The following is a 22786-nucleotide window of genomic DNA, read 5'->3' as shown; positions in this document are numbered from 1 at the left end:
GCGCCTGGCCTAGAAGTCCGGGAGAGGTCGGGTGACGCTGTCGTCCCAGGGCTGCTCCCAGCCCAGACGCTCGAAGAGCCGCGAGACGACGCCCGCGGTGAAGCCCCACAGGGGTACGCCCGAGCCGATCTCGAACGCGGGCCCACGCCAGCCGGACGGGTGCTCGACGCTGAACCGGTTGGCCGGGTCGAGCAGGCGGCGGATGGGTTGGTGGATGATCGCGCCGACCTCTTCCGCGCTGACCGGCATGAGCGGCTTGGGCTCTCGCCAGTAGCCCAGCACGGGTGTCACCGCGAAGTTGCTGGGCGGCAGCCACAACGTCGGGAGCGTGCCGAAGATGTCGACCGTATCGGGGTCGAGACCGACCTCCTCGTGCGTCTCGCGCAGCGCGGTGGCGACGGCGTCGGCGTCCTCGGGGTCCGAGGCGCCGCCCGGGAACGAGATCTGCCCGGCGTGGTTGCGCATCGTCGCCGCACGCTCGGTGAGCAGCAGCTCGGGGCCGTTGTCGCCGTCGGCGAACAGCATCAGCACCGCTGCGGGACGCGCGTCAGCTGGTGCGTGGGGGAACCGCGGCGCCAGCTGCTCGGCGTCGACCGATCCGGCGAGCTCGGCCAGCGGGCGCAGCCACTCGGGAAGGTGCTCCCAGCTCATGGCGCCACCCCCAGATGCTTCTCGATCGCGGCCGTCAGGTCGGCATACGAACGGAACGCGACGCGCTCCGTGGCGACCATTGTTCCTTGTGCATCCACGAACACCGTCTGGGGCAGACCGATGACCTTGAGCGGAGCCTTGGTGTCGGAGTCCGGGTCGGCCAGCAGCGGGAACGTCACACCGGACTTCTCGGCGAGCTCGAGCGCCGCGTCGGGAGCCGAGTCGGCGAAGTCGACCCCGATGATCCGGAGCTGATCGCCGTACGCCTGATGCGCCTTGGCCAGCAGCGGCAGCTCCTCGCGGCACGGCGCGCACCAGCTGGCCCAGAAGTTGATGACCGTGGGCGTGCCGCTCAGGCCCGACAGGCGGACGGGCGAACCGCCGCCGAGGCACTCCAGCGTCAGGTCCGGCAGGGGGTTGTCGGCGGGTGGGGTGCCGTCCGATGCCGGGCAGTCCTCGACGCCGGCCTGCTTCTTCGCGGCGGCGAGCTGGCCCGCGTCTGCCGTCGGGGCTGTCCCGCTGCCGAAAGTCGGCTCTTCGTCGTCCGGGCCGGGGCCACCGCAAGCCGTGAGTACGAGCGCGAGTCCGGCCAGGATCACCCGCGCCCTCACGCGGGTCCCTGCGTCGTGAGGAGCGCCGCCGCCTCGGCCGGGTCGATCGGGCCGGTGCCGTACGACGGACACCAATGCGCGACGGGGCACGCGCCACACGCCGGCTTCTTGGCGTGGCAGCAGCGCCGGCCGTGCCAGATCAGTCGATGACTCAGCATCGTCCAGTCCTTGGGCGGGAAGATCGCGGCGACCGCGTGCTCGGTCTTGACCGGATCCTTGACGATCTCGTCCGGCACCCACTGCAACCGGCGTACGAGCCGCGCGAAGTGCGTGTCGACCGTCAGCCCGGGCACGCCGAACGCATTGCCGAGGACGACATTGGCGGTCTTGCGGCCGACGCCGTGGAGTGTCACGAGATCCTTGAGCCTGCCGGGGACCTCGCCGTCATACCGCTCGACGAGGTCGGCGGACAGCCGCAGCAGGCTCTCGGTCTTGGCCCGGAAGAACCCGGTGGGGCGGATCAGCTCCTCGAGCGCCGCCCGGTCCGCGGCCGCCATCGCACGGGCATCCGGGTAGGCCGCGAACAGCGCCGGAGTGATCGCGTTGACCCGGCGGTCGGTGGTCTGTGCGGAGAGGACCGTGGCGATGAGGAGCTCGAACGGCGTACGGAAGTCAAGCTCGCAACCGGCGTCGGGATAGGTCTCGGCGAGCACACGATTGATCTTGCGGGCCCTGCGGACGAGCGTCGTGTCTGGTCGGTTCACGTCGCTCGGCACGGGATCCAGAGTACGTGTTCCGGCGCAAATCGCCCCTCCGGAGGTCGGCCGCGGGTCCCGTGACGGGACCGCCAGACGTACGTTCACCGGCGCGTATTCGGCATCGGCCCTTCCGATGTGGGAAACTGCGATCGGTGCACACACTGTGACCAGTGCAACATGAGTGATAGGGAAGACCCGTGACCGACGACGTTCTCCGCCAGGCTCCGCTGTTTTCCGGCCTCGACGACGAAGTAGCTGCCGCACTCGAGTCGTCGATGTCGTCGGCCTCGCTGCGCCGCGGAGACATCCTCTTCAACGAGGGCGATGACGGCAACCAGCTCTATGTCGTCACTGAGGGCAAGATCAAGCTCGGCCGCACCTCCCCCGACGGACGCGAGAACCTGCTCGCGATCCTCGGTCCCGGACAGATGTTCGGCGAGCTGTCGTTCTTCGACCCCGGCCCGCGTTCCGCGACCGCCACGGCGGTCACCGACGTCGAGCTCAAGAGCCTCGGCCACGAGGCGCTGAGCCCCGTGCTCAACGCGCACCCCGATGTCGCGCACGCACTCCTCAACCAGCTCGCGGGACGCCTCCGCCGCACGAACGAGGTCGTCGGTGACCTGGTGTTCTCCGATGTCCCCGGCCGCGTCGCCAAGGCCCTGCTCGACCTGGCCTCGCGCTTCGGTCGTCGCGCCGACGACGGCGTTCACGTCAACCACGACCTCACGCAGGAAGAGCTCGCGCAGCTCGTCGGCGCCTCTCGCGAGACCGTCAACAAGGCGCTCGCCGACTTCGCATCGCGCGGCTGGCTCCGGCTGGAGCCGAGGAGCGTCGTCATCCTCGACCTCGAACGCCTCCAGCGCCGCGCCCGCTAGGACCGCTCAGCGGCCTTCGGCCGCCTGGATGTAGTCGAGCTGGGCGGCGACGCTGAGCTCGGCGGCGCCCCAGAGGGACTCGTCGACGTCCTGGTAGACCCGCTCGACGACCTCACGAGCGGTCGTCGCGCCGGAATCGACGGCTGCGCGTACCTGGTCGAGCCGCTCGGCCCGGTGGTCGAGGTAGTAGTCGACGACCGCGAGGGGATCGTCGATCACCGGGCCGTGTCCGGGCAGGATCCGCGCGACGAGGCCTTCGTCGACCAGCTCACGGATGTGCGCCAGCGAGTCGAGGTAGGGCCCGAGCACGCCATCGGGATGTGCGATCACGGTCGTGCCGCGGCCCAGGATCGTGTCGCCGCTGAGCAGAGAACCCTCCGCGACGAGCCGGAAGCAGGTCGAGTCGGTCGTGTGCCCGGGAGTCGCGATGACCTCGATCTCGAGCCCGTCGACGACGATCATCTCGCCGTCGGTCAGCGGCTCCGCGTCGCGGGTGAACTCGAGGTCCGCCCCGCGGGTCGGGGCACCGGTCAGCTCGACGAACCGCGAGAGCGCCTCGGTGTGGTCGAAGTGCCGGTGCGTGAACAGCACCAGCCCCACCGAGCCCGCAGCGGCCAGCACGGCACGGAGGTGGGACTCGTCGGCCGGCCCGGGGTCGACGACGACGGACTGCGAGGCGCCGGGCTCGCGCAGGATCCAGGTGTTGGTGCCGTCGAGCGTCATGATGCCCGGGTTGGCGGCCAGGACGTACGTCGCGCGGTCGGTCACGGTGACGGCGTCGGTCATGTGGGGTCTCCCAGGTCGGTCTCGAGGAACAGCTCGCCGTCGATCTCGACGAGGCGCGGCACGATCGTGCGGATCGTGCGAACGGCTGCTGCGGCGAGGATCGTCTCGGCCGTGTGCTCGGCGACCTCTCGGCACGCGATCACGGTCGGTGGCATCATCGCGGCGTCTCCCGCCTCGACGCGGGTGAGGACCTCGCTCAACGGTGCCCAGCTCGCGTGGTCGGCCTCGCGGCTCATCTCGCCGACCCGCTGGCCCTCGGGCATCGCCGCGACGAAGAACCGGGTGTCGTAGCGACGCGGCTCGAAGGTCGGCGTGATCCAGTGCGCCCATGCGCCGATCAGATCGGACCGCAGCACGAGGCCGTGCCCGAGCAGGAAGTCGGCGAACGTCAGCTCCCCGGCCTCGAGCGTCGCCCGGGCAGCCTGCATGTCGGCGCCGCTCGCGTCGGAGAGCACTGTCGACGCATCGGGGCCGGCGAGCAGCACGCCGGTCTCCTCGAACGTCTCGCGCACGGCCGCGACGACGAGTCCCCGCGCCATCGCCTCGTCGCACTCCAGGCGCTTCGCCCACTCCGCCGGCGCCGGCCCCGCCCACGGCACGTCCTGCGTGATGTCGCTGGGATGCATGCCGCCGCCGGGGAAGACGTACATGCCGGCGGCGAACGCCATGCTGGTCTGCCGGCGCATGAGGTAGGCCTCGATGCCGTGGGCGCCGTCGCGCACCACGATGATCGTCGAGGCGTGGCGCGGCTCGACCACGGTCCCGTTGTAGCCGTGCGCATGCTCCCGAAGCCGCTCCGGCAGTGGGATGCGCATGAGGGTCAGCCGACCTCGACGATGAGCTCGAGCTCGACGGGGGCGTCGAGCGGCAGGACCGGTACGCCGACTGCGCTGCGCGCGTGCGTGCCGGCATCACCGAACGCCGCGCCGAACAGCTCGCTCGCGCCGTTGGCGACACCCGGCTGCCCGGTGAAGTCCGGAGTGCTCGCGACGAACACCGTCGCCTTGACGACGCGGACGACCGAGTCGAGCTCGACCTGCGACTTCACCGCGGCGATCGCGTTGAGCGCGCACTGGCGGGCGCAGTCGTACGCCTCCTCGGCCGAGACCTCGCCGCCGACCTTCCCGGTCAGGATGAGCTGCCCGTCGCGGAGCGGGAGCTGGCCGGACGTGTAGACGTACGACCCGCTGCGGACCGCCGGGACGTAGACCGCGACCGGCGCAGGCACCGGCGGAACCGTCAGCCCGAGCTCGGCGAGCCGCTCATCCACGGCGCTCATGCCGTCGCCTCCCTCAAAAAACCACGATACGGAGACGCCGGCATGAACCCTGTCTCCATGACTCGCTCGCTACGCTCGATCATGCGACCGGCCGCTTGAAGTAGGCAACCAGGTTCTCCGGGTTCATGCCGGGAACGATCTGCACGAGCTCCCAGCCGTCCTGGCCGAAGTTGTCGAGGATCTGCTTGGTGGCGTGCACCAGGACAGGGGCGGTGAGGTACTCCCATTTCGTCATGTCACGACTGTATAGGTCGCTCAGGCCCGGACCGGCTCGCGTGGCGAGATCCAAGCTGCCGGCCCGGGTGCGGGATGGGCCCGGAGAAGTAGGCTCGTCGCGTGGCCCTCTCGACCCAGCTCCATGTCGTCACCGGCAAGGGCGGCACCGGCAAGACGACGGTCGCCGCGGCGCTCGCGATGTCACTGGCCGGTGACGGCAAGCGCGTCCTGCTGTGCGAGGTCGAGGGCCGGCAGGGCATCGCCCAGCTGTTCGACGTGCCGCCACTCCCTTACGAGGAGCGTCAGATCGCGGTCGGCCTCGGCGGCGGCGAGGTGTACGCACTCGCGATCGACCCCGAGTCGGCGCTGCTGGAGTACCTCGCGATGTACTACCGACTCGGCCGGGCCGGCAAGGCGCTCGACCGCTTCGGCATCATCGACTTCGCCACGACGATCGCCCCCGGCGTACGCGACGTGCTGCTCACCGGCAAGGTCTACGAGGCGGCGCGGCGGCGCAACGGCAACGGGTTCGCGTACGACGCCGTGATCATGGACGCCCCGCCGACCGGCCGGATCACCCGATTCCTCAACGTCAACGCCGAGGTCGCCGGGCTCGCCAAGGTCGGGCCGATCCGCCGCCAGGCCGACTCGATCATGCAGATGATGCGGTCGAGCGAGACACATGTGCACCTCGTCACGGTGCTCGAGGAGATGCCGGTGCAGGAGACGATCGACGCGATCACCGAGCTGCAGTCCGAGCGCCTCCCGGTGGGTCAGGTGATCCTCAACCTCGTACGCCCGCCACTGCTGTCGGCCGGCACCCGCGAAGCGCTCGAGGACGACAGGATCACCACGAGCACGGTCGCGCAGTCACTCGCCAAGGCCTCCCTGGAGCAGGCCGCCGCACCGGCGCTGATCGCGGGTGGGAAGGCGCACCTCGAGCGGCAACGGCTGCAGGACGGCCAGCGCGAGATCCTGGAGGACTGCGGCCGCCCCCTCGTCGAGCTCCCGGCGCTGACCGACGGCATCGACCTCGGCGCCCTGTTCGACCTGGCCGAAGAGCTGCGAGGACTGGCATGACCGGCCGCGCGCGTACGTCACCGTCAACCCGCAGGGGCCGGACCTCGCCGCGAGGAGCACCCGGCGGCCCACCGGCGGGGGCGCTCGACATCGACCAGCTGCTCGCGGACCGGACGACCGAGATCATCGTCTGCTGCGGATCGGGCGGGGTCGGCAAGACCACGACGGCAGCCGCCCTGGCGCTCCGCGCCGCCGAGCAGGGCCGCAACGTCTGCGTGCTCACGATCGACCCGGCCCGGCGCCTCGCCCAGGCCATGGGGCTGACCGAGCTCGACAACACGCCGCGGCCGGTCAAGGACGTCGGTCTTGACGGCGGCACGCTCGACGCCATGATGCTCGACATGAAGCGCACGTTCGACGAGGTCGTCGAGGCGCACGCGACGCCCGAGAAGGCGCAGCAGATCCTGGCCAACCCGTTCTACGTCGCGCTGTCGAGCTCGTTCGCGGGCACGCAGGAATACATGGCCATGGAGAAACTAGGCCAATTGCATGGTCAAGCGACCTCATTCATCCAAGACTCAGGAGAGAAGGTCACCAAGGCCTGGGACCTCATCGTGGTCGACACCCCGCCATCGCGGTCGGCGCTGGACTTCCTCGACGCGCCCGATCGGCTCGCCTCGATGCTGGACGGTCGCTTCATCAAGCTGCTGCTGGCGCCCACCAAGGGTCCGGCCCGGATCCTGAGCGCCGGGTTCGGCATCGTCACGAGCGCCCTCAACAAGGTCCTCGGAGCGCAGGTCCTCACCGACATGCAGACATTCGTCGCCGCGTTCGACACGCTCTTCGGCGGATTCCGGCAGCGGGCCGAGGGCACGTACGCCTTGCTGCAGGCGCGCGAGACCGCATTCGTCGTCGTCGCCGCACCCGAACCCGCCGCGATGCGCGAGGCGTCCTACTTCGTCGAACGGCTCGCCGGCGAGCAGATGCCGCTGGCCGGACTGGTCGTCAACCGCGTGCACCAGAACGGCGCCGACGGCCTGTCGGGCGCCGACGCCGAGTCAGCGGGACGCAAGCTCGCGCAGGGCGACGAGAGCGACCGGATGACCGCCGACCTGCTGGCGATCCACGCCGAGCGCATGCGCGTCGCCGCCCGCGAGTCACGGTTGAAGCGAAGCTTCAGCGCCGCCCACCCCGGCGTACCCACCGCATCGGTCGCGGCGCTCGCCGGAGACGTCCACGACCTCGACGGGTTGCGCGAGATCGGTCAGCTGCTGGCCGGGCAGTCCCAGCCAGTGAGCTAGACGGCGACGGAGAGGATGCTGCGCCAGGTCGTGACGTTGGGCCGGCGACGCAGCAGTGCACGACGCTCACGCTCGGTCATACCGCCCCAGACGCCCCACTCGATGCGGTTGTCCAGCGCTTCGGCCAGGCACTCAGCCCGTACGTGGCAGGTCCCGCAGACCTGCTTGGCGCGGTTCTGCTCGGCGCCCTTGACGAACAGCGCATCAGACTTTCCGCGACACGCGGCCTCAGCGGCCCAATTTTCGTTCCACATGATCCAAAACCTCCCCGAGACCGGCCCCTTGTTGGACCGAAGTTGGTTGTTGATCTCAATGTAGGAATCGCGCCGGGGAAGCGTCAGAGCGATTGTGACCATCTTTCTCTAGTCATGTTGGGCTAGACACGTTGTCGCCACTGGGCCTGTCTTCGCGGCGTCACGTAACCTGACCCCATGTCATGGGATGAGCTCCGCGCCTCGCTGCGTGAAACCGCACAGCGGGAAAAGGATCACGACGGACCCCTCTCGATCGTCGGCACGATGGCGCTGTTGTCCGCCGTTGCCGGCGTCCTGGTGGCGGCGATCTTCATCCCGGGCACGGCGCTGTTCGCGTCGACGGCCAACAACCTGAGCAACGACATCGTCAACCTGCCGCTCGAGCTCACGGACCAGCCCAGCGCCCAGACGACCCGCCTGCTGGCCTCCAACGGTGAGCTCATCGCGTACTTCTACGAGGAGAACCGCCAGGACATCCCGTTGGAGAAGATCGCACCCGTCATGCAGGACGCGATCCTGTCGATCGAGGACGCCCGGTTCTACGAGCACGGCGCGCTCGACCTCAAGGGCACCCTGCGCGCCCTCGTCAACAACGCGTCCGAGGGCGCGACCCAGGGCGGCTCCTCGATCACGCAGCAGCTCGTCAAGCTGACCCTCGTCTCGCAGGCCACGACCAAGGAGCAGCGGATGGCTGCGATCAAGAAGTCGACGGCACGCAAGATCCGCGAGCTCAAGCTTGCGATCGAGTACGAAGAGGCGCACACCAAGCAGGAGATCCTCGAGCGCTACCTCAACCTCGCCTACTTCGGCGACAGTGCCTATGGCATCAGCGCTGCCTCCTACCACTACTTCTCCCGCAGCCCGGCAAAGCTCAACGCCCGCCAGGCGGCGACGCTCGCGGGTCTGGTCAAGAACCCCGTCGAGTACGACCCCGGCATCTACCCCGAGAAGGCGCTCTCGCGACGCAACACCGTGCTCGCCGTGATGGCGCGCCTCGGCAAGATCTCCGAGGCCGACGCCAAGCGCTTCCAGGCGGCGCCGCTCGGGCTCAAGATCACGAAGTTCCCCAACGGCTGCGTCTCGACCGTCGCGGAGTTCTCCTGCGACTACGTCCGTCGCTACCTCCTGAAGCAGTCGGCGCTGGGCGGGACCGTCGAGGAGCGCCAGCGGGCGCTCGAGCGCGGCGGCCTCACGATCAAGTCCAACATCAGCGTCCGCATGCAGAAGGCCGCCAACAAGGCCGTCAAGGACACCGTCAAGGCCACGGACAGCGGCGCGATCGGCGCCATGGCGATGGTCGAGCCCGGCACCGGCAAGGTGCGCTCGATCGCCCAGTCGCGGCCGATGGGTCGGGACCGGAAGAAGGGCCAGTCCTTCATCAACTTCGTCGTCCCCACCCGCTACGGCGACTCCGGCGGCTTCCCGGCCGGCTCGACCTTCAAGATGTTCACGGTCGCCGCGGCGCTCAAGCAGGGCATCAGTGTCGGGCAGACCTTCAACTCACCGGCCCGGATGACGGTGCCGGCCGGCACCTATTTCGCGTGCAACGGCGGAGGGACCGCCGCGTGGCCGGTCAAGAACTCGACGTCGAGCGGCACGATGAACATGTACAGCGGAACCCAGAAATCGGTGAACACCTACTTCGCCCAGCTCGAGAAGAAGGCCGGCCTGTGCAACACCGTCCGGGCCGCTGAGGCGATGGGCATCAAGGTGCCCGACCGGGACCAGGTGGGCCCGTTCACCCTCGGCGTCACCAGCGTCAGCCCGCTCGAGATGGCCGCGGCGTACGCCGTCCCGGCCTCCGGCGGGTTGTACTGCGCTCCGCGGCCGATCGACTCGATCGTCGACTCCAACGGCAAGACCATCGCGAAGTACCGCCCCAAGTGCGAGCGCGTCCTGACCAAGGACCAGGCGGCGCAGATCAACGACATCCTGCGGGGCGTCCAGGAGCCCGGCGGCTTCGGCTACTCCAACGGCACCGGGCTCAGCGTCCCCTCGGCCGCCAAGACCGGAACCACCCAGGACAACAAGGCCGTGTGGTACGCCGGCTACACCCCCGACCTCGCGACCGCAGCGATGATCGCCGGTGTCAAGAAGAGCGGGGCGCCCAAGTCACTGGCCGGCGTCACGATCAACGGCGCCCCGATCAGCTTCTCCGCGGTCGGCGGCAGCTCGCTCGCCGGCCCGATGTGGGCCAAGGCGATGCAGGCGCTGGACGAGTTCCTGCCCGGCACCAAGTTCGACCCGCCGCCCGCCCGCAAACCGGCCGCCAAGAAGCCGGCATCGAACGACGACGACAACGCTGGGAACGACGCCGGCAACGGCGACACCGACCGCGGCAGAGGCAACGGCACCGACGGTCCAGGCTGAGTCAGGCTGAGTCAGGCGCCCAGCTGGCGCTTGACCTCGGCGGCGACCGCACCGCCGTCGGCCTTGCCCTTGACCTGGGGGGAGACCACTCCCATGACCTTGCCCATCGCCTTCATGCCCTCGCCCGCGGCGCCGGTCGACTCGACCGCGGCCGAGACGATGACCTGGATCTCCTCGGCGGACAGCTGAGCCGGAAGGTACTCGGCGAGGATCGCCGCTTCGGCACGCTCCTTCTCGGCGAGCTCGGGGCGGTTGCCCTCGGCGAACGCCTCGGCAGCCTCACGCCGCTTCTTGGCCTCGGAGCCGAGCACCGTGATGACGTCCTCGTCGCTCAGCTCGCGGACCTCCTTGCCGGCGACCTCGGCGTTGGTGATGGCGGTCAGCACCATCCGCAGGGTCGACGTGCGCAGGGCGTCACGTGCCTTCATGGAGGTGGTGAGATCGTCGTGAAGCTGGTCCTTGAGTCCTGACATGGGTCCAGTGTCCCACCACCGCTATGACAGGCTGGAGCCGTGCGCCCCTTGCTCTGGCCGATCGCGGCTGCCGCGGCCGGACTGGCGTATGCCTCCGTCTACGAGGTTCGGGCGTTCACACTCCGCCACGTCACGGTGCCGCTGCTCGCGGCGGGCTCCGAGCCGCTGCGCGTCCTGCACCTGTCCGACACGCACATGACGCCCAACCAGCACAAGAAGCAGGAGTGGCTGCGCAGCCTGGCCGACCTGCGGCCCGACCTGGTCGTCAACACCGGCGACAACCTGGCCCACCTCGACGCCGTGCCATCGGTCCTGCGCGCATACGGCGATCTCCTCGACCTGCCCGGCGCCTTCGTCTTCGGGTCGAACGACTACTTCTCCCCCATTGCCAAGAACCCGGTCACCTACTTCAAGGGCGGCACCGGCGGCGACTGGAACCGCGAGCGGGACCTGCCGTTCGACCAGCTGCGGCACGCCTTCGAGCAGCGCGGCTGGGTCGACCTCAGCAATCGGCACGCCTCGTTCGTGGCCGGCGGCCGCCGGCTCGCGTTCGTGGGGGTCGACGACCCCCACCTCAACTACGACGTGCTCGACGACGTCCCCGCCGACACCTCGGCCGACCTCGCGATCGGCGTGGCCCACGCGCCATACCTGCGGGTGCTCGACCGCTGGAACTCGCTGGGCTATCCGCTGATCATGGCCGGTCACACGCACGGGGGGCAGCTCCGCGTGCCGTTCTACGGTGCCCTCGTGACCAACTGCGACCTCGATCGCAGCAGGGCACGCGGTCTGCACACGCACCGCGTCGACGGCCACGATCCGTCCTGGTTGCACGTGTCGGCGGGCCTCGGCACGTCGCCGTACACGCCCGTACGTTTTGCCTGCCGCCCCGAGGCGACGATGCTCACCCTCACTGGGATAGACTCTTCCGGGTCCCTCAGCTAGGGGACATTCGGGCTGTGGCGCAGCTTGGTAGCGCGCGTCGTTCGGGACGACGAGGCCGCAGGTTCAAATCCTGTCAGCCCGACCATGTGAAGAGTGGCCGAACCTCCGGGTTCGGTCATTCTTCATCTCAAGACGTCAGAACCTTGGACTGAACGCCATCACCGGGACACGGGGCGAATCGTCTGACTCGGATCGCGACCTGGACCGCGTGCGACGTATGCCCGCCAGGGACATGATCCACTTCGCCACTGCCTTCACCCTCATCGGTTTGCCTCTCGCTTCGCCGTTCGCGCCGCTGAAGCGGCGTCACACGTACGACGAACGGGCCAGGCGGGATTCCGACAGTCCGCACTCGGCAGCGGCGCGACCTGAGAGCAAATCTCAACCTGATCGCAATGTGCGACCGGCGACGACGCCACACGCCCTGTGAAAGACTCGGCGCATGGTTGACGAGCAGAACCCCCCGCGCAAGAAGGTGGTCAAGCGGGTCGTCAAGAGGACCGTGACCCCCGCCTCGTCATCACCCGCCGCCAAGCCCGTCCGCTACGGCCGGCCGGTTGCCACGTCCACCAAGCCGCGGGCCAAGGTCGCGAGCCGACCCGGCGCGAAGCCGGCCGGGTCGACGAGCACCCGTCCGCGCGTCAAGGTCGGCGCCGCCGGCAAGGCGCTGACCTCGCGCGGCGCCGGCGTCGCCTCGGGCGTGGCAGGGGCAGCGGGTTCGGCAGCGCGGGCGACCGGCGACTTCGTCACCGACCGGTTCCACGCAATGATCGCCTGGCGGGTCCCCCACATCGACCCGCGCCTGGCCGCGGTCATCACGGGCCTGGTCGTGGGGCTCGTGTCGGTCGGCCTCGGCCTGATCGCGCTCGAGATCTTCAACGACGTACGAGGCGTCGCCTCCGGCGGCGGTCGGTGGGGAACGCTGACGTTCGTCGTCGTCACGTTCATCGCGATCGTCATCGGCGACCTGCTCCTCACGGCATTCGGCACGGCGCGACCGGGACTCATCAGCTTCCTCGCCGTCGTCCTGACGATCGTCGCGCTCCTCGGGGTGTTCCTCGAGATGGCCGACGACCAACGCGCGCTCGTGCTGGTGCCGGCGCTCGGTGCCGTGGCCTACTTCGTCGCGCATTGGCTCATCACACTCGCCGAGAGCAGTCCTACACTGCCGGAGTGACCGACATCCTCTGGAGTCCCCCGCTCGATGGTGGCTCGCGGCTCGAGCGGTTCATGCAGGGACTGGATCGTACGTTCGCCGACTACGACGAGCTGTGGACGTGGTCGATCGAGCAGCCCGACGAGTTCTGGAGCGCCCTCTGGCGGGAGTTCGACGTCCCGTCCGACGGCGACCCGACCACGGCGCTCGCCGACGCGTCGATGCCCGGCGCGGTGTGGTTCCCGGACGTACGCCTCAACTACGCCGAGGTCATGCTGCGGATGCCCGGCCGTGCCGACGACGACATCGTCGTGGTCGGCGCCTCGCAGAGCCGTGATGACGTACGCCTGACCGCTCGCGAGCTGCGTGACCAGGTGGCGCGCGCCCGAGCGGGACTGGTCCGGGCGGGGGTCCGGCCGGGCGACCGGGTCGCGGCCTACGCGCCCAACATCCCCGAGACGCTCGTGCTGCTGCTCGCCGCGGCGAGCCTCGGCGCGGTGTTCTCGTCATGCGCCCCTGAGTTCGGCACGCAGAGCGTCGTCGACCGCTGGCAGCAGATCGAGCCGACCGTGGTGCTGGCGGTCGACGGCTATCAGTACGGCACGAAGGGCGTCGAGCGCCGCTCCGAGGTCGAGGCGATCACCCGGAGCCTGCCGAGCGTGCGCACCGTCGTGTGGCTTCCCTACCTCGACCCTGCGGCACCCGCCCCTGACGGCGCAGTCACGTGGGCGGAGCTGACCGCCGAGGCCGGCCCGCTGGAGTTCGTACGCCTGCCGTTCGCCGCGCCGCTCTACGTGCTGTTCTCGTCGGGCACCACGGGCCTGCCCAAGCCGATCGTGCACGGGCACGGCGGCATCACGATCGAGCACCTCAAGGCCCTCGCCCTGCACCACGACCTGGGTCCTGACGACCGGTTCTTCTGGTTCTCGACGACCGGTTGGATGATGTGGAACCTGCTCATCTCGGGCCTCGCGGTCGGGTCCACGATCGTGACGTTCGACGGCAACCCGGCGCACCCGGACCTTGCGATGCTCTGGCAGCTCGCCGAGCGGCTCGAGGTGACGTACTTCGGGACCAGCGCGCCCTACCTGCTGCAGTGCCGCAAGCAGGGTCTCGTCCCGCGTGAGGTCGCCGACCTGTCGCGCCTGCGTGGCCTCGGGTCCACCGGTGCGCCGCTGCCCGCCGAGGGATTCCGCTGGGTCTACGACGCGGTCAGTCCCACGGTCCAGCTGGCCTCGATCTCCGGCGGCACAGACGTCTGCTCGGCTTTCGTCGGAGCAGCGCCGACCGTGCCGGTGTACGCCGGTGAGATCTCGTGCCGCATGCTCGGCTGCGCCGTCGAGGCGTACGACGACGACCGCCGGCCCGTGATCGGCTCGCTCGGCGAGCTCGTCATCACGCAGCCGCTGCCGTCGATGCCGATCGGGTTCTGGGGAGACAGCGACGGCTCGCGCTACCGCGCGGCGTACTTCGAGGACATCCCGGGCGTGTGGCGCCACGGAGACTGGATCACGATCACCGATCGGGGCACCTGCACCATCACGGGCCGCAGCGACGCGACGCTCAACCGCGGAGGCGTGCGCCTCGGGACGGCCGAGTTCTACTCCGTCGTCGAGGCGATGCCCGAGGTCGTCGACAGCCTCGTCGTGCACCTCGAGGACGACGAGGGTGGCGCGGGCCAGCTGCTGCTGTTCGTCGTGCTGGCCGAAGGTCTCGACCTCGACGACGCACTCCACAAGCGCATCGCGGTCGCACTTCGTACGCAGCTGTCGCCCCGGCACGTGCCCGACACGATCCACCAGGTTGCCGTCCTCCCCCGCACGTTGTCGGGCAAGAAGCTCGAGGTGCCGGTCAAGAAGATCCTGCAGGGTGCGTCGATCGAGGACGCCGCCGCGAAGGGGGCACTGACAAACCCCGACTCGCTCGACGTCTTCGTCGACATCCGCGAGACACTCTGATCCGACCATGCGGCGGCCTGTCGGGGGCTAGGGTTCGTGCATGTTGCGGGGTCGAGGCGTTGCGCTGATCATCGTGGGCCTGATCGTCGCGGGATGCGACGGCTCGAGTCCCAGCCCGAAGCCGACCGCGACCATCCCTGCCGCGAAACCGGTCCCCGAGGCGGGCCAGTGCCTGGCGAAGGAGGTGCCCGACCTCGACGACTTCGCCCCGGACCTCGACACACGGGTCGACTGCACGGAGCCGCACGTCTACGAGATGAGCGCCGTCCTCGACATGCCAAAACGGCTCGTGAAGGGCACGACACCCGAGGAGCTGGTCGCGGAGCGCGACAAGCTCGCGACCCTCGACAACGACGACGAGGCTCGGCGGAAGTTTCGGGAGTACGCAGGGAGGCAGTGCGGGCCGTCGCACACGAAGGCGGCTGGGCTCTCGAAGCTCGAGCTCAACGGCAAGTCCATCGAGGAGGCGACTGTCGGCGTGGTGCTTCGCGACGCCCAGACGTGGCTCAACCTGCTCGATGCCGGCAACTGGGCGGAGGGCAACACGAAGTTCCTGTGCCTGATCCGCTACAGCAAGGGCATCAGCGCTGCCGAAGACCTGCCCGACCCCAAGCCCATACGGTCACGGTCCCGCAACCCGGTGGTGCAGTCCTTCCTCACGAAGGACTTCCCCCTCAGGCACCGCCAGTGCGCGAGGCTCGAAGCCAATGGGAGGGCCGAGCCGCTCCCCTGTGACACGCCGCATCAGGGCGAGATGCTCTTCGGCTTCGACGCGCGCCCTGTGCTGGGGACCAAGTTCGTGCAGTCGATCGGACTCGACCAGCCTTCGAAGGAGGAGGCGAAGACTCTCAACCGGCCCTGCATCGATGCGTTGCCGTCGTTCCTGGGGGCGGGCTACGACGACGACCTGACCGCGGTCGCCCTGATCGGCGGCGGTGGATGGGCCGCTCGAGGTGGCTTCTACCCGACCACGTGCATCGTGGTGGCGCGCGATTCCGCACTTCATCTGCCTGGCGGAACCCTGATCGGCGGAGGCGCCAGGAGCGTGGACCTCGTGCCCGCCGGCCAGAGCCAGGTCGCCTGGCTCAGAAGCCGGTGAGGACCAGGCCCAGGACCGCGCCGAGGATCACGATGCCGAGGGCCTGGCGCGGCCAGGACCACGTCGGGTCCGGACCGTCGTGGCCGAACAGGCCGAGCGCTGACAGCACGAGCCCGGGGATCGTCATGAGCAGGAACCCGTTGCGCAGCATGCTGTCCGGATCGTCCAGGATCGAGTAGACGAGCTTGGCGAAGATGCTGCCGATCACCAGCATCACCAGCACCTTGAGGATCCCGCGAGGGAGCACGCCCTGCAGGCGTGCCGAGTTGGGGAAGCTGCGCTCGTAGATCGAGAGCAGCTGAGGCAGCACGAACAGCACCGCGCCGACCCACAGCTGCCAGCAGTTGCCGATGAAGGCGACCGACAAGAAGACGAACAGCACCGTACGCAGACCGGTCGCGAGGATCCGCTGCCTCGGCCCGGCAAACGGCAGCTTGGCGGACTCCACCGCCGACAGCCGTAGCGGATAACGCCAGGCGGCCAGCTCCTCGACCAGCACCCGGGCCACGACCGCTGCCATCGCGGTCAGCGCGAGCCGATCGGCGTGGTCCGCGATCGGCAGGTCGAGGCCGGACAGGCCGGGCATGCCGCCGACGGTCTTCTGGACGGCCCACCCGGCAGTCAGCGTGCCGATGACGGTGTCAGCCAGCCGGTCCCAGGCATACCGGGAGCCCGCAACTGTCGTACGCCTGAACGGTCTGGTCGCCGCCGCGATCAGCGGGATCGCGAACCAGAGCGCGGCGAGGCCGAGGAACGAGCGGATCGTCGTGGCCGTGCCGAGCTGGTCGGATCGCCAGATCAGCATGCCGGCGAGGAAGCCGACGACTCCGGCGACGCCCGCCGTCGCGTCGAAGATCGCGATGACCAGCAGCGTCGCCGTGAGCGCGACGGACGGGGCGATCGGCAGGCCGTTCGTCTGGTGCGCCGCGACCAGGCCGAGTGCCCCGCCCGTGAGGACCAGGGCTCCCCACCCGGTGCTGAAGATGGCGCGCAGGTACGACCCGTCGGCCAGCACGCGCGCCGTCAGCGGCGATCGGGTCGAGAGCCACAGCGGCACGGCGAGGCTCCAGGCGTCCAGCCGTTCCCAGCCCGGTAGCTGCCACGTCCTCGACGTGTCGCCGCGACCGCCTCCGGCGCCGGAGAACTTGCTCATCTTGACCTTGGCGGCCTTGACGCTCCCGGCCTTGCCACCGCCCGATGCCGCGGCTGCGGCGGCGCCGGCCGCGACCGCCGCTCCTGCCGCCCCCCGGCCGAGGGCGCTGCTCACCGCGAGCCCGGTGGGGCCGACCATGCTGAGCAGTGCGAACGCTGCCACGCCGATCGTGAGCACCTCGCGCGGATGATCGGTCGGGTCCCAGGCACCCGGGAGGCCCGAGGCGGCAACGGGGGTCGGTGCCACGACCGGCGCCGGAACGGGTGCCGGCTCTGCAGTGGGCGTGGGCACTGGTTCCGGGGTCGGGGTCGGACTGGGCTCCGGTGTGGGTGTCGGGTTCACCACGACCGGCGCCGCTACGACCGGCGCGTCCTCCTGCGCCGGCTCCGGTTCCGACGTCGGCGTGGGTGTGGGGTCCGGCTCCGGTTCCGGGTCGGGGTCGGGTGGCGGCGGAGGCGGGTCGGGCGTGTCCGCGACGACGGTGATCTCGAGGAAGACCCCCGGCGAATACTCGAAACCGGCGTTGTATTGCGAGACAACGACGTTGTAGACACCGATCGCCTGGGGTGCTGCGTTGCAGGACCAGGTCAGGTCCGGCAGCACCGGCGCGCTGCATCCAAAGGAACCTTCGATCGCGACGGTCCCACCCAACTCACCCGTGCCGCTGAACTGGATCGGGTCGGACGTCTCGAACGTCGATGGCGAGGTGATGACCGGCGCTGGTGGCGGCACCGCCCAGGCGGCCGGCGCCAGGGCGAATCCGCAGGCGAGGACGCCGAGGAACGCCAGCAGGCGTACGACTCTGCGGTTCACCAGGCAGTCCCGACCGCAGCTGACGATCCCGAGGACGCGGTGTCACTCCCGCAGATGCACCAACGAATCTACGTGCCGAGGCCGCGTTGCGTCATAGGAACTGAGGCTTCTGGGCCACGATTCTCATGACGCAACCCGGCTAGACGAGCAGCTCGGCGATCTGGATCGTGTTGAGCGCGGCGCCCTTGCGGAGGTTGTCGCCGCTGACGAACAGCACGAGGCCGCGCTCGTCGTCGACGCTCTGGTCCTGACGGATGCGGCCGACGAGGCTCGGATCGATGCCCGCCGCCTGCAGCGGCGTCGGCACGTCGACGAGCTTGACGCCCGGAGCGGACGACAGCAGCTCGGTCGCCCGGGCCGGCGTGATCGACCGGGCGAACTCCGCGTGGATCGACAGCGAGTGACCCGTGAACACCGGAACGCGTACGCAGGTGCCCGCGACCTTGAGGTCGGGGATGTGCAGGATCTTGCGGCTCTCGTTGCGGAGCTTCTGCTCCTCGTCGGTCTCGAACGATCCGTCGTCGACGATCGAGCCGGCCATCGGCAGGACGTTGAACGCGATCGGCGCGACGTACTTGACCGGTGCCGGGAACGTGACGGCACTGCCGTCGTACGCCAGCTCGTTGGCCTTGTCGACCACCGCGAGCGCCTGGCCGTGCAGCTCCTGGACGCCGGCGATGCCGGAGCCGGAGACGGCCTGATAGCTGCTGACCACGAGGCGTACGAGCTGGGCCTCGTCGTGCAGCGGCTTGAGGACCGGCATCGCGGCCATCGTGGTGCAGTTGGGGTTGGCGATGATGTTCTGGGTCGCCTTGGCGATGTCCTCGGGGTTGACCTCGCTGACGATCAGCGGGATCTCGGGGTCCTTGCGGAACGCCGAGGAGTTGTCGATGACCATCGCGCCGGCCGCGGCGAACCGCGGAGCCTGCGCCCTGGAGGTCGTGGCACCGGCGGAGAACAGGGCGATGTCGAGCCCGGACGGATCCGCGGTCTCGGCGTCCTCGATGACGATCTCGCGGCCCTTCCAGGGCAGCGTCTTGCCGGCCGAGCGCGACGATGCGAAGAACCGCACCTCGTCAGCCGGGAAGTTGCGCTCCTCGAGGATGCTGCGCATGGCGACGCCGACCTGCCCGGTCGCGCCGACGATTCCGATGGAGGTCATCGTCCGGTACCTCCGTAGACCACGGCCTCGACCTCGTCGGTGCCGAGGTCGAAGGCGGCGTGTGCGGCGTTGACGGCCGCGTCGATCTGGTTCTCGGTCACGACGACGGAGATGCGGATCTCCGAGGTCGAGATCATCTCGATGTTGACCCCGGCGTCGGCGAGGGCGCGGAAGAAGCGCGCCGTGATGCCCGGTGAGGACCGCATGCCGGCGCCGACGATCGACACCTTGCCGACACTGTCGTCGTACTGGAGGCGCTCGAAGCCGACCTCGTCCTTGAGCCGCGCGAGGGCGGTCATGGCGGTCTGGCCGTCGGCGCGCGGCAGCGTGAACGAGATGTCGGTCAGCGACGTCGTGGCGGCGGAGACGTTCTGCACGATCATGTCGATGTTGATCTGGGCGTCGGCCAGCGCCTGGAGGATCGTGGCGGCCTCGCCGACCTTGTCGGGCACGCCGACGACGGTGATCTTGGCCTCGCTGCGGTCGTGCGCGACGCCGGAAATAATGGCTTGTTCCATGGAGTGCCCCTCTGGGATGACGTCCTCGGTCTTGACGACCCAGGTGCCCGTCTTGTCGGAGAACGACGAACGTACGTGAATCGGCATGTCGTTGCGGCGGGCGTACTCGACGCACCGCAGGTGCAGGATCTTGGCGCCGTTGGCCGCCATCTCGAGCATCTCCTCGTAGGAGATGCGCGGGATCTGGCGGGCGTTGGCCACGATCCGCGGGTCGGCGGTGAAGATGCCGTCGACGTCGGTGTAGATCTCGCAGACCTCGGCGTCGAGCGCCGCGGCCAGCGCGACGGCAGTGGTGTCGGAGCCGCCGCGGCCCAGCGTCGTGATGTCCTTGGTCGTCTGCGAGACGCCCTGGAACCCGGCGACGATCGCGACCGCACCCTCGGCGAGCGCGGCCTCGATGCGGCCCGGCGTGACGTCGATGATCTTGGCCTTGCCGTGCTCGGAGTCGGTGATGACGCCGGCCTGCGAGCCGGTGAACGACCGGGCCTCCTGGCCGAGCGTGCCGATCGCCATCGCGAGGACCGCCATGCTGATGCGCTCGCCGGCGGTCAGCAGCATGTCGAGCTCGCGGCCCGGGGGAAGCGGCGCGACCTGCTGCGCGAGGTCGAGGAGGTCATCGGTCGTGTCGCCCATCGCGGAGACGACGACAACGACGTCGTGACCGGCCTTCTTGGTTGCGACGATGCGCTGGGCGACCCTCTTGATGCTGGTTGCGTCGGCAACCGAGGAGCCGCCGTACTTCTGGACGACAATGCCCACGATTGTTCCTTGGAGCTGGGAAACGTACGGATTGCGCGACGCTGCGCGCGACAAAGTCTACCGGTTGGCTGGACGCGCCTGCCGTCGCGATCCTGCCGATGGACAGTGAGAAGCGGTCACGTGCCGATCGCGGCGTTGCCGATCGTCGTTCGGCCCTCGAAAGCGCGGCCGAGGGTCAGCTCGTCGGCGTACTCGAGGTCGCCACCGACGGGCAGGCCGCTCGCCAGCTTGCTGACCCGCAGGCCGAGCGGCGTCAGCATGCGGATGAGGTAGGTCGCGGTCGCCTCGCCCTCGAGGTTGGGGTCGGTCGCGATGATGACCTCGGTGACGACGCCGTCCTGCAGCCGCTGGAGGAGCTCCTTGATGCGCAGCTGGTCGGGGCCGATGCCGGCGATCGGCGAGATGGCACCGCCGAGCACGTGATAGCGGCCGCGGAACTCCCGCGTGCGTTCGATCGCGACGACGTCCTTGGACTCCTCGACGACGCAGATGACGCTGAGGTCGCGGCGCGGATCGGCGCAGACGCGGCATTCGGTGTCGACCGTGACGTTGCCGCAGATCGAGCAGAAGTGGACCTTGGCCTTGACCTCGACGAGTGTCGCGGCGAACCGGCGTACGTCGTCGGGATCGGCGTCGAGCAGGTGGAAGGCGATCCGTTGCGCGCTCTTGGGACCGATGCCGGGGAGTTGCCCGAGCTCATCGATCAGATCTTGAATCACGCCGTCATACATAGGACTACCACTCTAGTCGTCGTCACATGACTCAGAGCTTGCGCCGCGCTTGGCCCACGCGGTGGTGCAAGTGCTACCGCGCGGAGGCGTGGGTCGCGTCCGCAGGGATGGAACTGAGGAAGGACTGGAGCATCTCGTGACCGCGCGCCGTGAGGATGGATTCGGGGTGCATCTGCACGCCCTCGACCGGGTGCGTGCGGTGGCGGACGCCCATGACGATGCCGGATGCGGTGTGCGCCGTCGCCTCGAGCTCGTCGGGCAGGGTGGCGGGGTCGATCACGAGCGAGTGGTAGCGGGCGCAGACCAGCGGCGTGCCCAGCCCGGCGAACACGCCGAGGCCGTCGTGGTGCACCAGCGACGGCTTGCCGTGCACGATCTCGGGCGCGCGCACGACCGTCGCGCCGTAGACCTCGCCGATCGCTTGGTGGCCGAGACACACGCCGAGCGTCGGCGTCGTGGGCCCGAGACGGCGGATCGCCTCGATGCTGATGCCGGCGTCGGACGGCGTGCCGGGCCCGGGCGAGACGATGAGGTGCGTGAACTCGCCGCGTTCGCGCGCCGCGACGAGCTCGTCGACCGTCACGGCGTCGTTGCGCACGACCTCGGCCTGTGCGCCGAGCTCGCCGACGTACTGGACGAGGTTGTAGACGAACGAGTCGTAGTTGTCGATGAACAGGACCTTGGCCTGACCCTGTCCAGGGGGCGGTGACGTGGCGTCCACTCGCAGCCTCGAACTGGACGCCAGGTCACCGCCGCCACTGGGTGAACCGCGCCAGAACCGCCAGAGCTCGTCGCGGACCCACGCCGTCGTGCCCCCGACCGGCCAGCGGCCGACGCCGTCGCACGCGACGACCGGCACGACACCGCGCAGCGAGTTGCAGACGAAGACCTCCGTGGCCGACGCGACGTCACCCATCGTCAGGCGCCGCTGGAACACCGGAACCCCACCGTCGCGGAGGATCTCGATGACACGTGCGCGCGCCGTTCCCGGCAGGATGCGGCCGTCCGTCGGGGGTGTGTGAACCCCGTCGTCATGGACCACGAAGATGTTGGCCCGGGCCGTCTCGAGGATCGCGCCGTCCTCGGCGCACAGCAGCAGGTCGTGGTCGGGTCCCCCGTCGGTCACGAGGGCCCTGCGATCGCCCCACTTGTGCGCTCCGAATCCCCCGGCGATCGTGCGTGGCGTCAGCGTCCAGGCCTCGGCGGTGGGGTCGAGCGGGAGGCTGAACATCGTGACCCGGACATCGGATCCGGTCGGTATGGCGTCGATCCTCAGGCGCTGACGCCCGGGGAGTCCGGCGGCCCGCCGGATCACCGCGTCGTCGAGCCCGGCGCGGATCGTCGTGCCGTAGACCGCCCGGACGCTCGCGTCGAGCCGTGCGAGGTGGGCATCGAGGTCGATCACGACGCCGTCCTCGACGAGCAGGGTGTCGTAGATGCCGGCGGCCTCGTCGACGGTGGCGACGTGATGCGGTGCGTCCGGGATCCGTGACTCCGCGGCCTGCGCGGCCTCGGCAGTCAGCTCGAGCGCGCCGCCGATCGCCTCGATCAGCGGCCGCGCCTTGACGAGGCACTCGGCGTACTCGCCCTCGGGCGTGGAGTCCGCGACGATGCCGCCACCGACCCCGAGCCAGACCCTTCTTGGCTCTTGTCCTGAGCGCGTCGAAGGGAACTCGAACGTGCGGATCACGACATTGAGCTCGAGGCCCGCCGCGGGACTGATGTGGCCGATCGCACCCGTGTAGGCCTCGCGGCCGGTCGCCTCGAGCGCGTTGATGATCTCCATCGCGCGCACCTTGGGCGCGCCCGTGACCGAGCCCGGCGGGAACGTCGCCCGCAGCAGCTCCGAGTCGCGAACGCCATGGCCCAGGTGGCCGACGACGTCCGACACCAGGTGCCAGACGGCATGCCGCTCCGCGCGGGTGATGGCGGGTACGCGCACCGAGCCGGGCACGCTG

At 69.5% G+C, this 22786-nt stretch carries 22 protein-coding genes and 1 tRNA gene; 9 read left to right on the top strand and 14 right to left on the bottom strand.

Annotation, left to right across the window (positions count from 1 at the left end):
- Positions 1–9 precede the first annotated feature (9 nt).
- Genes V6M46_RS16125 through nth form a run of 3 tightly spaced genes read right to left on the bottom strand, consistent with a single transcriptional unit; the run spans position 10 to position 1978 of the window.
- The gene (locus V6M46_RS16125) at positions 10–651 is read right to left on the bottom strand and encodes an NUDIX hydrolase (RefSeq protein ID WP_332666936.1); all 642 of its coding nucleotides are present in this window, start codon (positions 649–651) and stop codon (positions 10–12) included.
- A complete protein-coding gene (locus tag V6M46_RS16120) occupies positions 648–1262 on the bottom strand; it encodes a TlpA family protein disulfide reductase (RefSeq protein ID WP_332666933.1) in 615 nt (204 codons plus the stop codon). The genes V6M46_RS16125 and V6M46_RS16120 overlap by 4 nt, the downstream gene beginning before the upstream one ends.
- Positions 1259–1978, bottom strand: coding sequence for an endonuclease III (gene nth / locus V6M46_RS16115; protein WP_332666931.1), 720 nt, complete (start codon positions 1976–1978; stop codon positions 1259–1261). The genes V6M46_RS16120 and nth overlap by 4 nt, the downstream gene beginning before the upstream one ends.
- Before the next feature lie 179 nt (positions 1979–2157).
- Here nth and V6M46_RS16110 point away from each other — a divergent pair, with 179 nt between their 5' ends.
- Positions 2158–2835 carry a Crp/Fnr family transcriptional regulator gene (locus V6M46_RS16110; protein ID WP_332666929.1) on the top strand — a complete coding sequence of 226 codons (678 nt, stop codon included), beginning with the start codon at positions 2158–2160 and terminating at the stop codon, positions 2833–2835.
- Between the two features lie 6 nt (positions 2836–2841).
- On the opposite strand, the gene V6M46_RS16105 is transcribed toward V6M46_RS16110, so the two are convergent.
- The 4 genes from V6M46_RS16105 to V6M46_RS16090 form a co-directional block, all read right to left on the bottom strand.
- Positions 2842–3621, bottom strand: coding sequence for an MBL fold metallo-hydrolase (locus V6M46_RS16105; RefSeq protein WP_332666927.1), 780 nt, complete (start codon positions 3619–3621; stop codon positions 2842–2844).
- On the bottom strand, positions 3618–4436 hold the full coding sequence (locus tag V6M46_RS16100) for an NUDIX hydrolase (RefSeq protein ID WP_332666925.1): 819 nt from the start codon (positions 4434–4436) through the stop codon (positions 3618–3620). Before V6M46_RS16100 ends, V6M46_RS16105 begins: the two co-directional genes overlap by 4 nt.
- A gap of 5 nt (positions 4437–4441) precedes the next feature.
- On the bottom strand, positions 4442–4900 hold the full coding sequence (locus V6M46_RS16095; RefSeq protein ID WP_332666922.1) for a RidA family protein: 459 nt from the start codon (positions 4898–4900) through the stop codon (positions 4442–4444).
- Positions 4901–4979: 79 nt separating this feature from the next.
- A complete protein-coding gene (locus V6M46_RS16090) occupies positions 4980–5135 on the bottom strand; it encodes a DUF4177 domain-containing protein (protein ID WP_118397113.1) in 156 nt (51 codons plus the stop codon).
- Between the two features lie 101 nt (positions 5136–5236).
- Between V6M46_RS16090 and V6M46_RS16085 the strand changes: the two genes are divergently transcribed.
- The gene (locus tag V6M46_RS16085) at positions 5237–6196 is read left to right on the top strand and encodes an ArsA-related P-loop ATPase (RefSeq protein ID WP_332666898.1); all 960 of its coding nucleotides are present in this window, start codon (positions 5237–5239) and stop codon (positions 6194–6196) included.
- Positions 6193–7437, top strand: a complete 1245-nt coding sequence (locus V6M46_RS16080; RefSeq protein ID WP_332666896.1) for an ArsA family ATPase — start codon at positions 6193–6195, stop codon at positions 7435–7437. The genes V6M46_RS16085 and V6M46_RS16080 overlap by 4 nt, the downstream gene beginning before the upstream one ends.
- Here V6M46_RS16080 and V6M46_RS16075 read toward each other — a convergent pair.
- On the bottom strand, positions 7434–7691 hold the full coding sequence (locus V6M46_RS16075; protein WP_442880539.1) for a WhiB family transcriptional regulator: 258 nt from the start codon (positions 7689–7691) through the stop codon (positions 7434–7436). The two genes, V6M46_RS16080 and V6M46_RS16075, sit on opposite strands and share 4 nt — an antisense overlap.
- Positions 7692–7868: 177 nt before the next feature.
- On the opposite strand from V6M46_RS16075, the gene V6M46_RS16070 reads away from it, so the two are divergent.
- Positions 7869–10061, top strand: a complete 2193-nt coding sequence (locus tag V6M46_RS16070; RefSeq protein WP_332666894.1) for a transglycosylase domain-containing protein — start codon at positions 7869–7871, stop codon at positions 10059–10061.
- Between the two features lie 11 nt (positions 10062–10072).
- On the opposite strand, the gene V6M46_RS16065 is transcribed toward V6M46_RS16070, so the two are convergent.
- Positions 10073–10534, bottom strand: coding sequence for a GatB/YqeY domain-containing protein (locus tag V6M46_RS16065; RefSeq protein WP_332666892.1), 462 nt, complete (start codon positions 10532–10534; stop codon positions 10073–10075).
- A gap of 39 nt (positions 10535–10573) precedes the next feature.
- On the opposite strand from V6M46_RS16065, the gene V6M46_RS16060 reads away from it, so the two are divergent.
- From V6M46_RS16060 to V6M46_RS16040, 5 genes are all read left to right on the top strand, one after another.
- The gene (locus tag V6M46_RS16060) at positions 10574–11479 is read left to right on the top strand and encodes a metallophosphoesterase (protein ID WP_332666890.1); all 906 of its coding nucleotides are present in this window, start codon (positions 10574–10576) and stop codon (positions 11477–11479) included.
- 8 nt (positions 11480–11487) lie between these two features.
- Positions 11488–11564 (top strand) — tRNA-Pro (locus V6M46_RS16055).
- A gap of 357 nt (positions 11565–11921) precedes the next feature.
- Positions 11922–12656, top strand: coding sequence for a hypothetical protein (locus V6M46_RS16050; protein ID WP_332666888.1), 735 nt, complete (start codon positions 11922–11924; stop codon positions 12654–12656).
- On the top strand, positions 12653–14593 hold the full coding sequence (locus V6M46_RS16045; protein ID WP_332666885.1) for an acetoacetate--CoA ligase: 1941 nt from the start codon (positions 12653–12655) through the stop codon (positions 14591–14593). Before V6M46_RS16050 ends, V6M46_RS16045 begins: the two co-directional genes overlap by 4 nt.
- 40 nt (positions 14594–14633) lie before the next feature.
- The gene (locus tag V6M46_RS16040; RefSeq protein ID WP_332666883.1) at positions 14634–15692 is read left to right on the top strand and encodes a hypothetical protein; all 1059 of its coding nucleotides are present in this window, start codon (positions 14634–14636) and stop codon (positions 15690–15692) included.
- Here the strand turns inward: V6M46_RS16040 and V6M46_RS16035 are convergent.
- From V6M46_RS16035 to V6M46_RS16015, 5 genes are all read right to left on the bottom strand, one after another.
- Entirely contained in the window at positions 15679–17658 is a 1980-nt protein-coding gene (locus tag V6M46_RS16035; protein ID WP_332666881.1) for a hypothetical protein, read from the bottom strand. The two genes, V6M46_RS16040 and V6M46_RS16035, sit on opposite strands and share 14 nt — an antisense overlap.
- A 139-nt stretch (positions 17659–17797) precedes the next feature.
- Positions 17798–18820 (bottom strand): aspartate-semialdehyde dehydrogenase, encoded by a 1023-nt coding sequence (locus V6M46_RS16030; RefSeq protein ID WP_332666879.1) that lies wholly within the window; start codon positions 18818–18820, stop codon positions 17798–17800.
- Positions 18817–20097, bottom strand: coding sequence for an aspartate kinase (locus tag V6M46_RS16025; RefSeq protein WP_332666877.1), 1281 nt, complete (start codon positions 20095–20097; stop codon positions 18817–18819). The genes V6M46_RS16030 and V6M46_RS16025 overlap by 4 nt, the downstream gene beginning before the upstream one ends.
- Before the next feature lie 116 nt (positions 20098–20213).
- Positions 20214–20828 carry a recombination mediator RecR gene (gene recR / locus V6M46_RS16020; RefSeq protein ID WP_332666876.1) on the bottom strand — a complete coding sequence of 205 codons (615 nt, stop codon included), beginning with the start codon at positions 20826–20828 and terminating at the stop codon, positions 20214–20216.
- 73 nt (positions 20829–20901) lie between these two features.
- On the bottom strand, positions 20902–22786 hold a 1885-nt coding region (locus V6M46_RS16015; RefSeq protein ID WP_332666874.1), incomplete at its 5' end, for a glutamine amidotransferase-related protein.

The sequence above is a fragment of the Aeromicrobium sp. genome, from assembly GCF_036676885.1.
Taxonomy (GTDB): Bacteria; Actinomycetota; Actinomycetes; order Propionibacteriales; family Nocardioidaceae; genus Aeromicrobium.
This window is presented reverse-complemented; position numbering and strand designations above follow the sequence as displayed.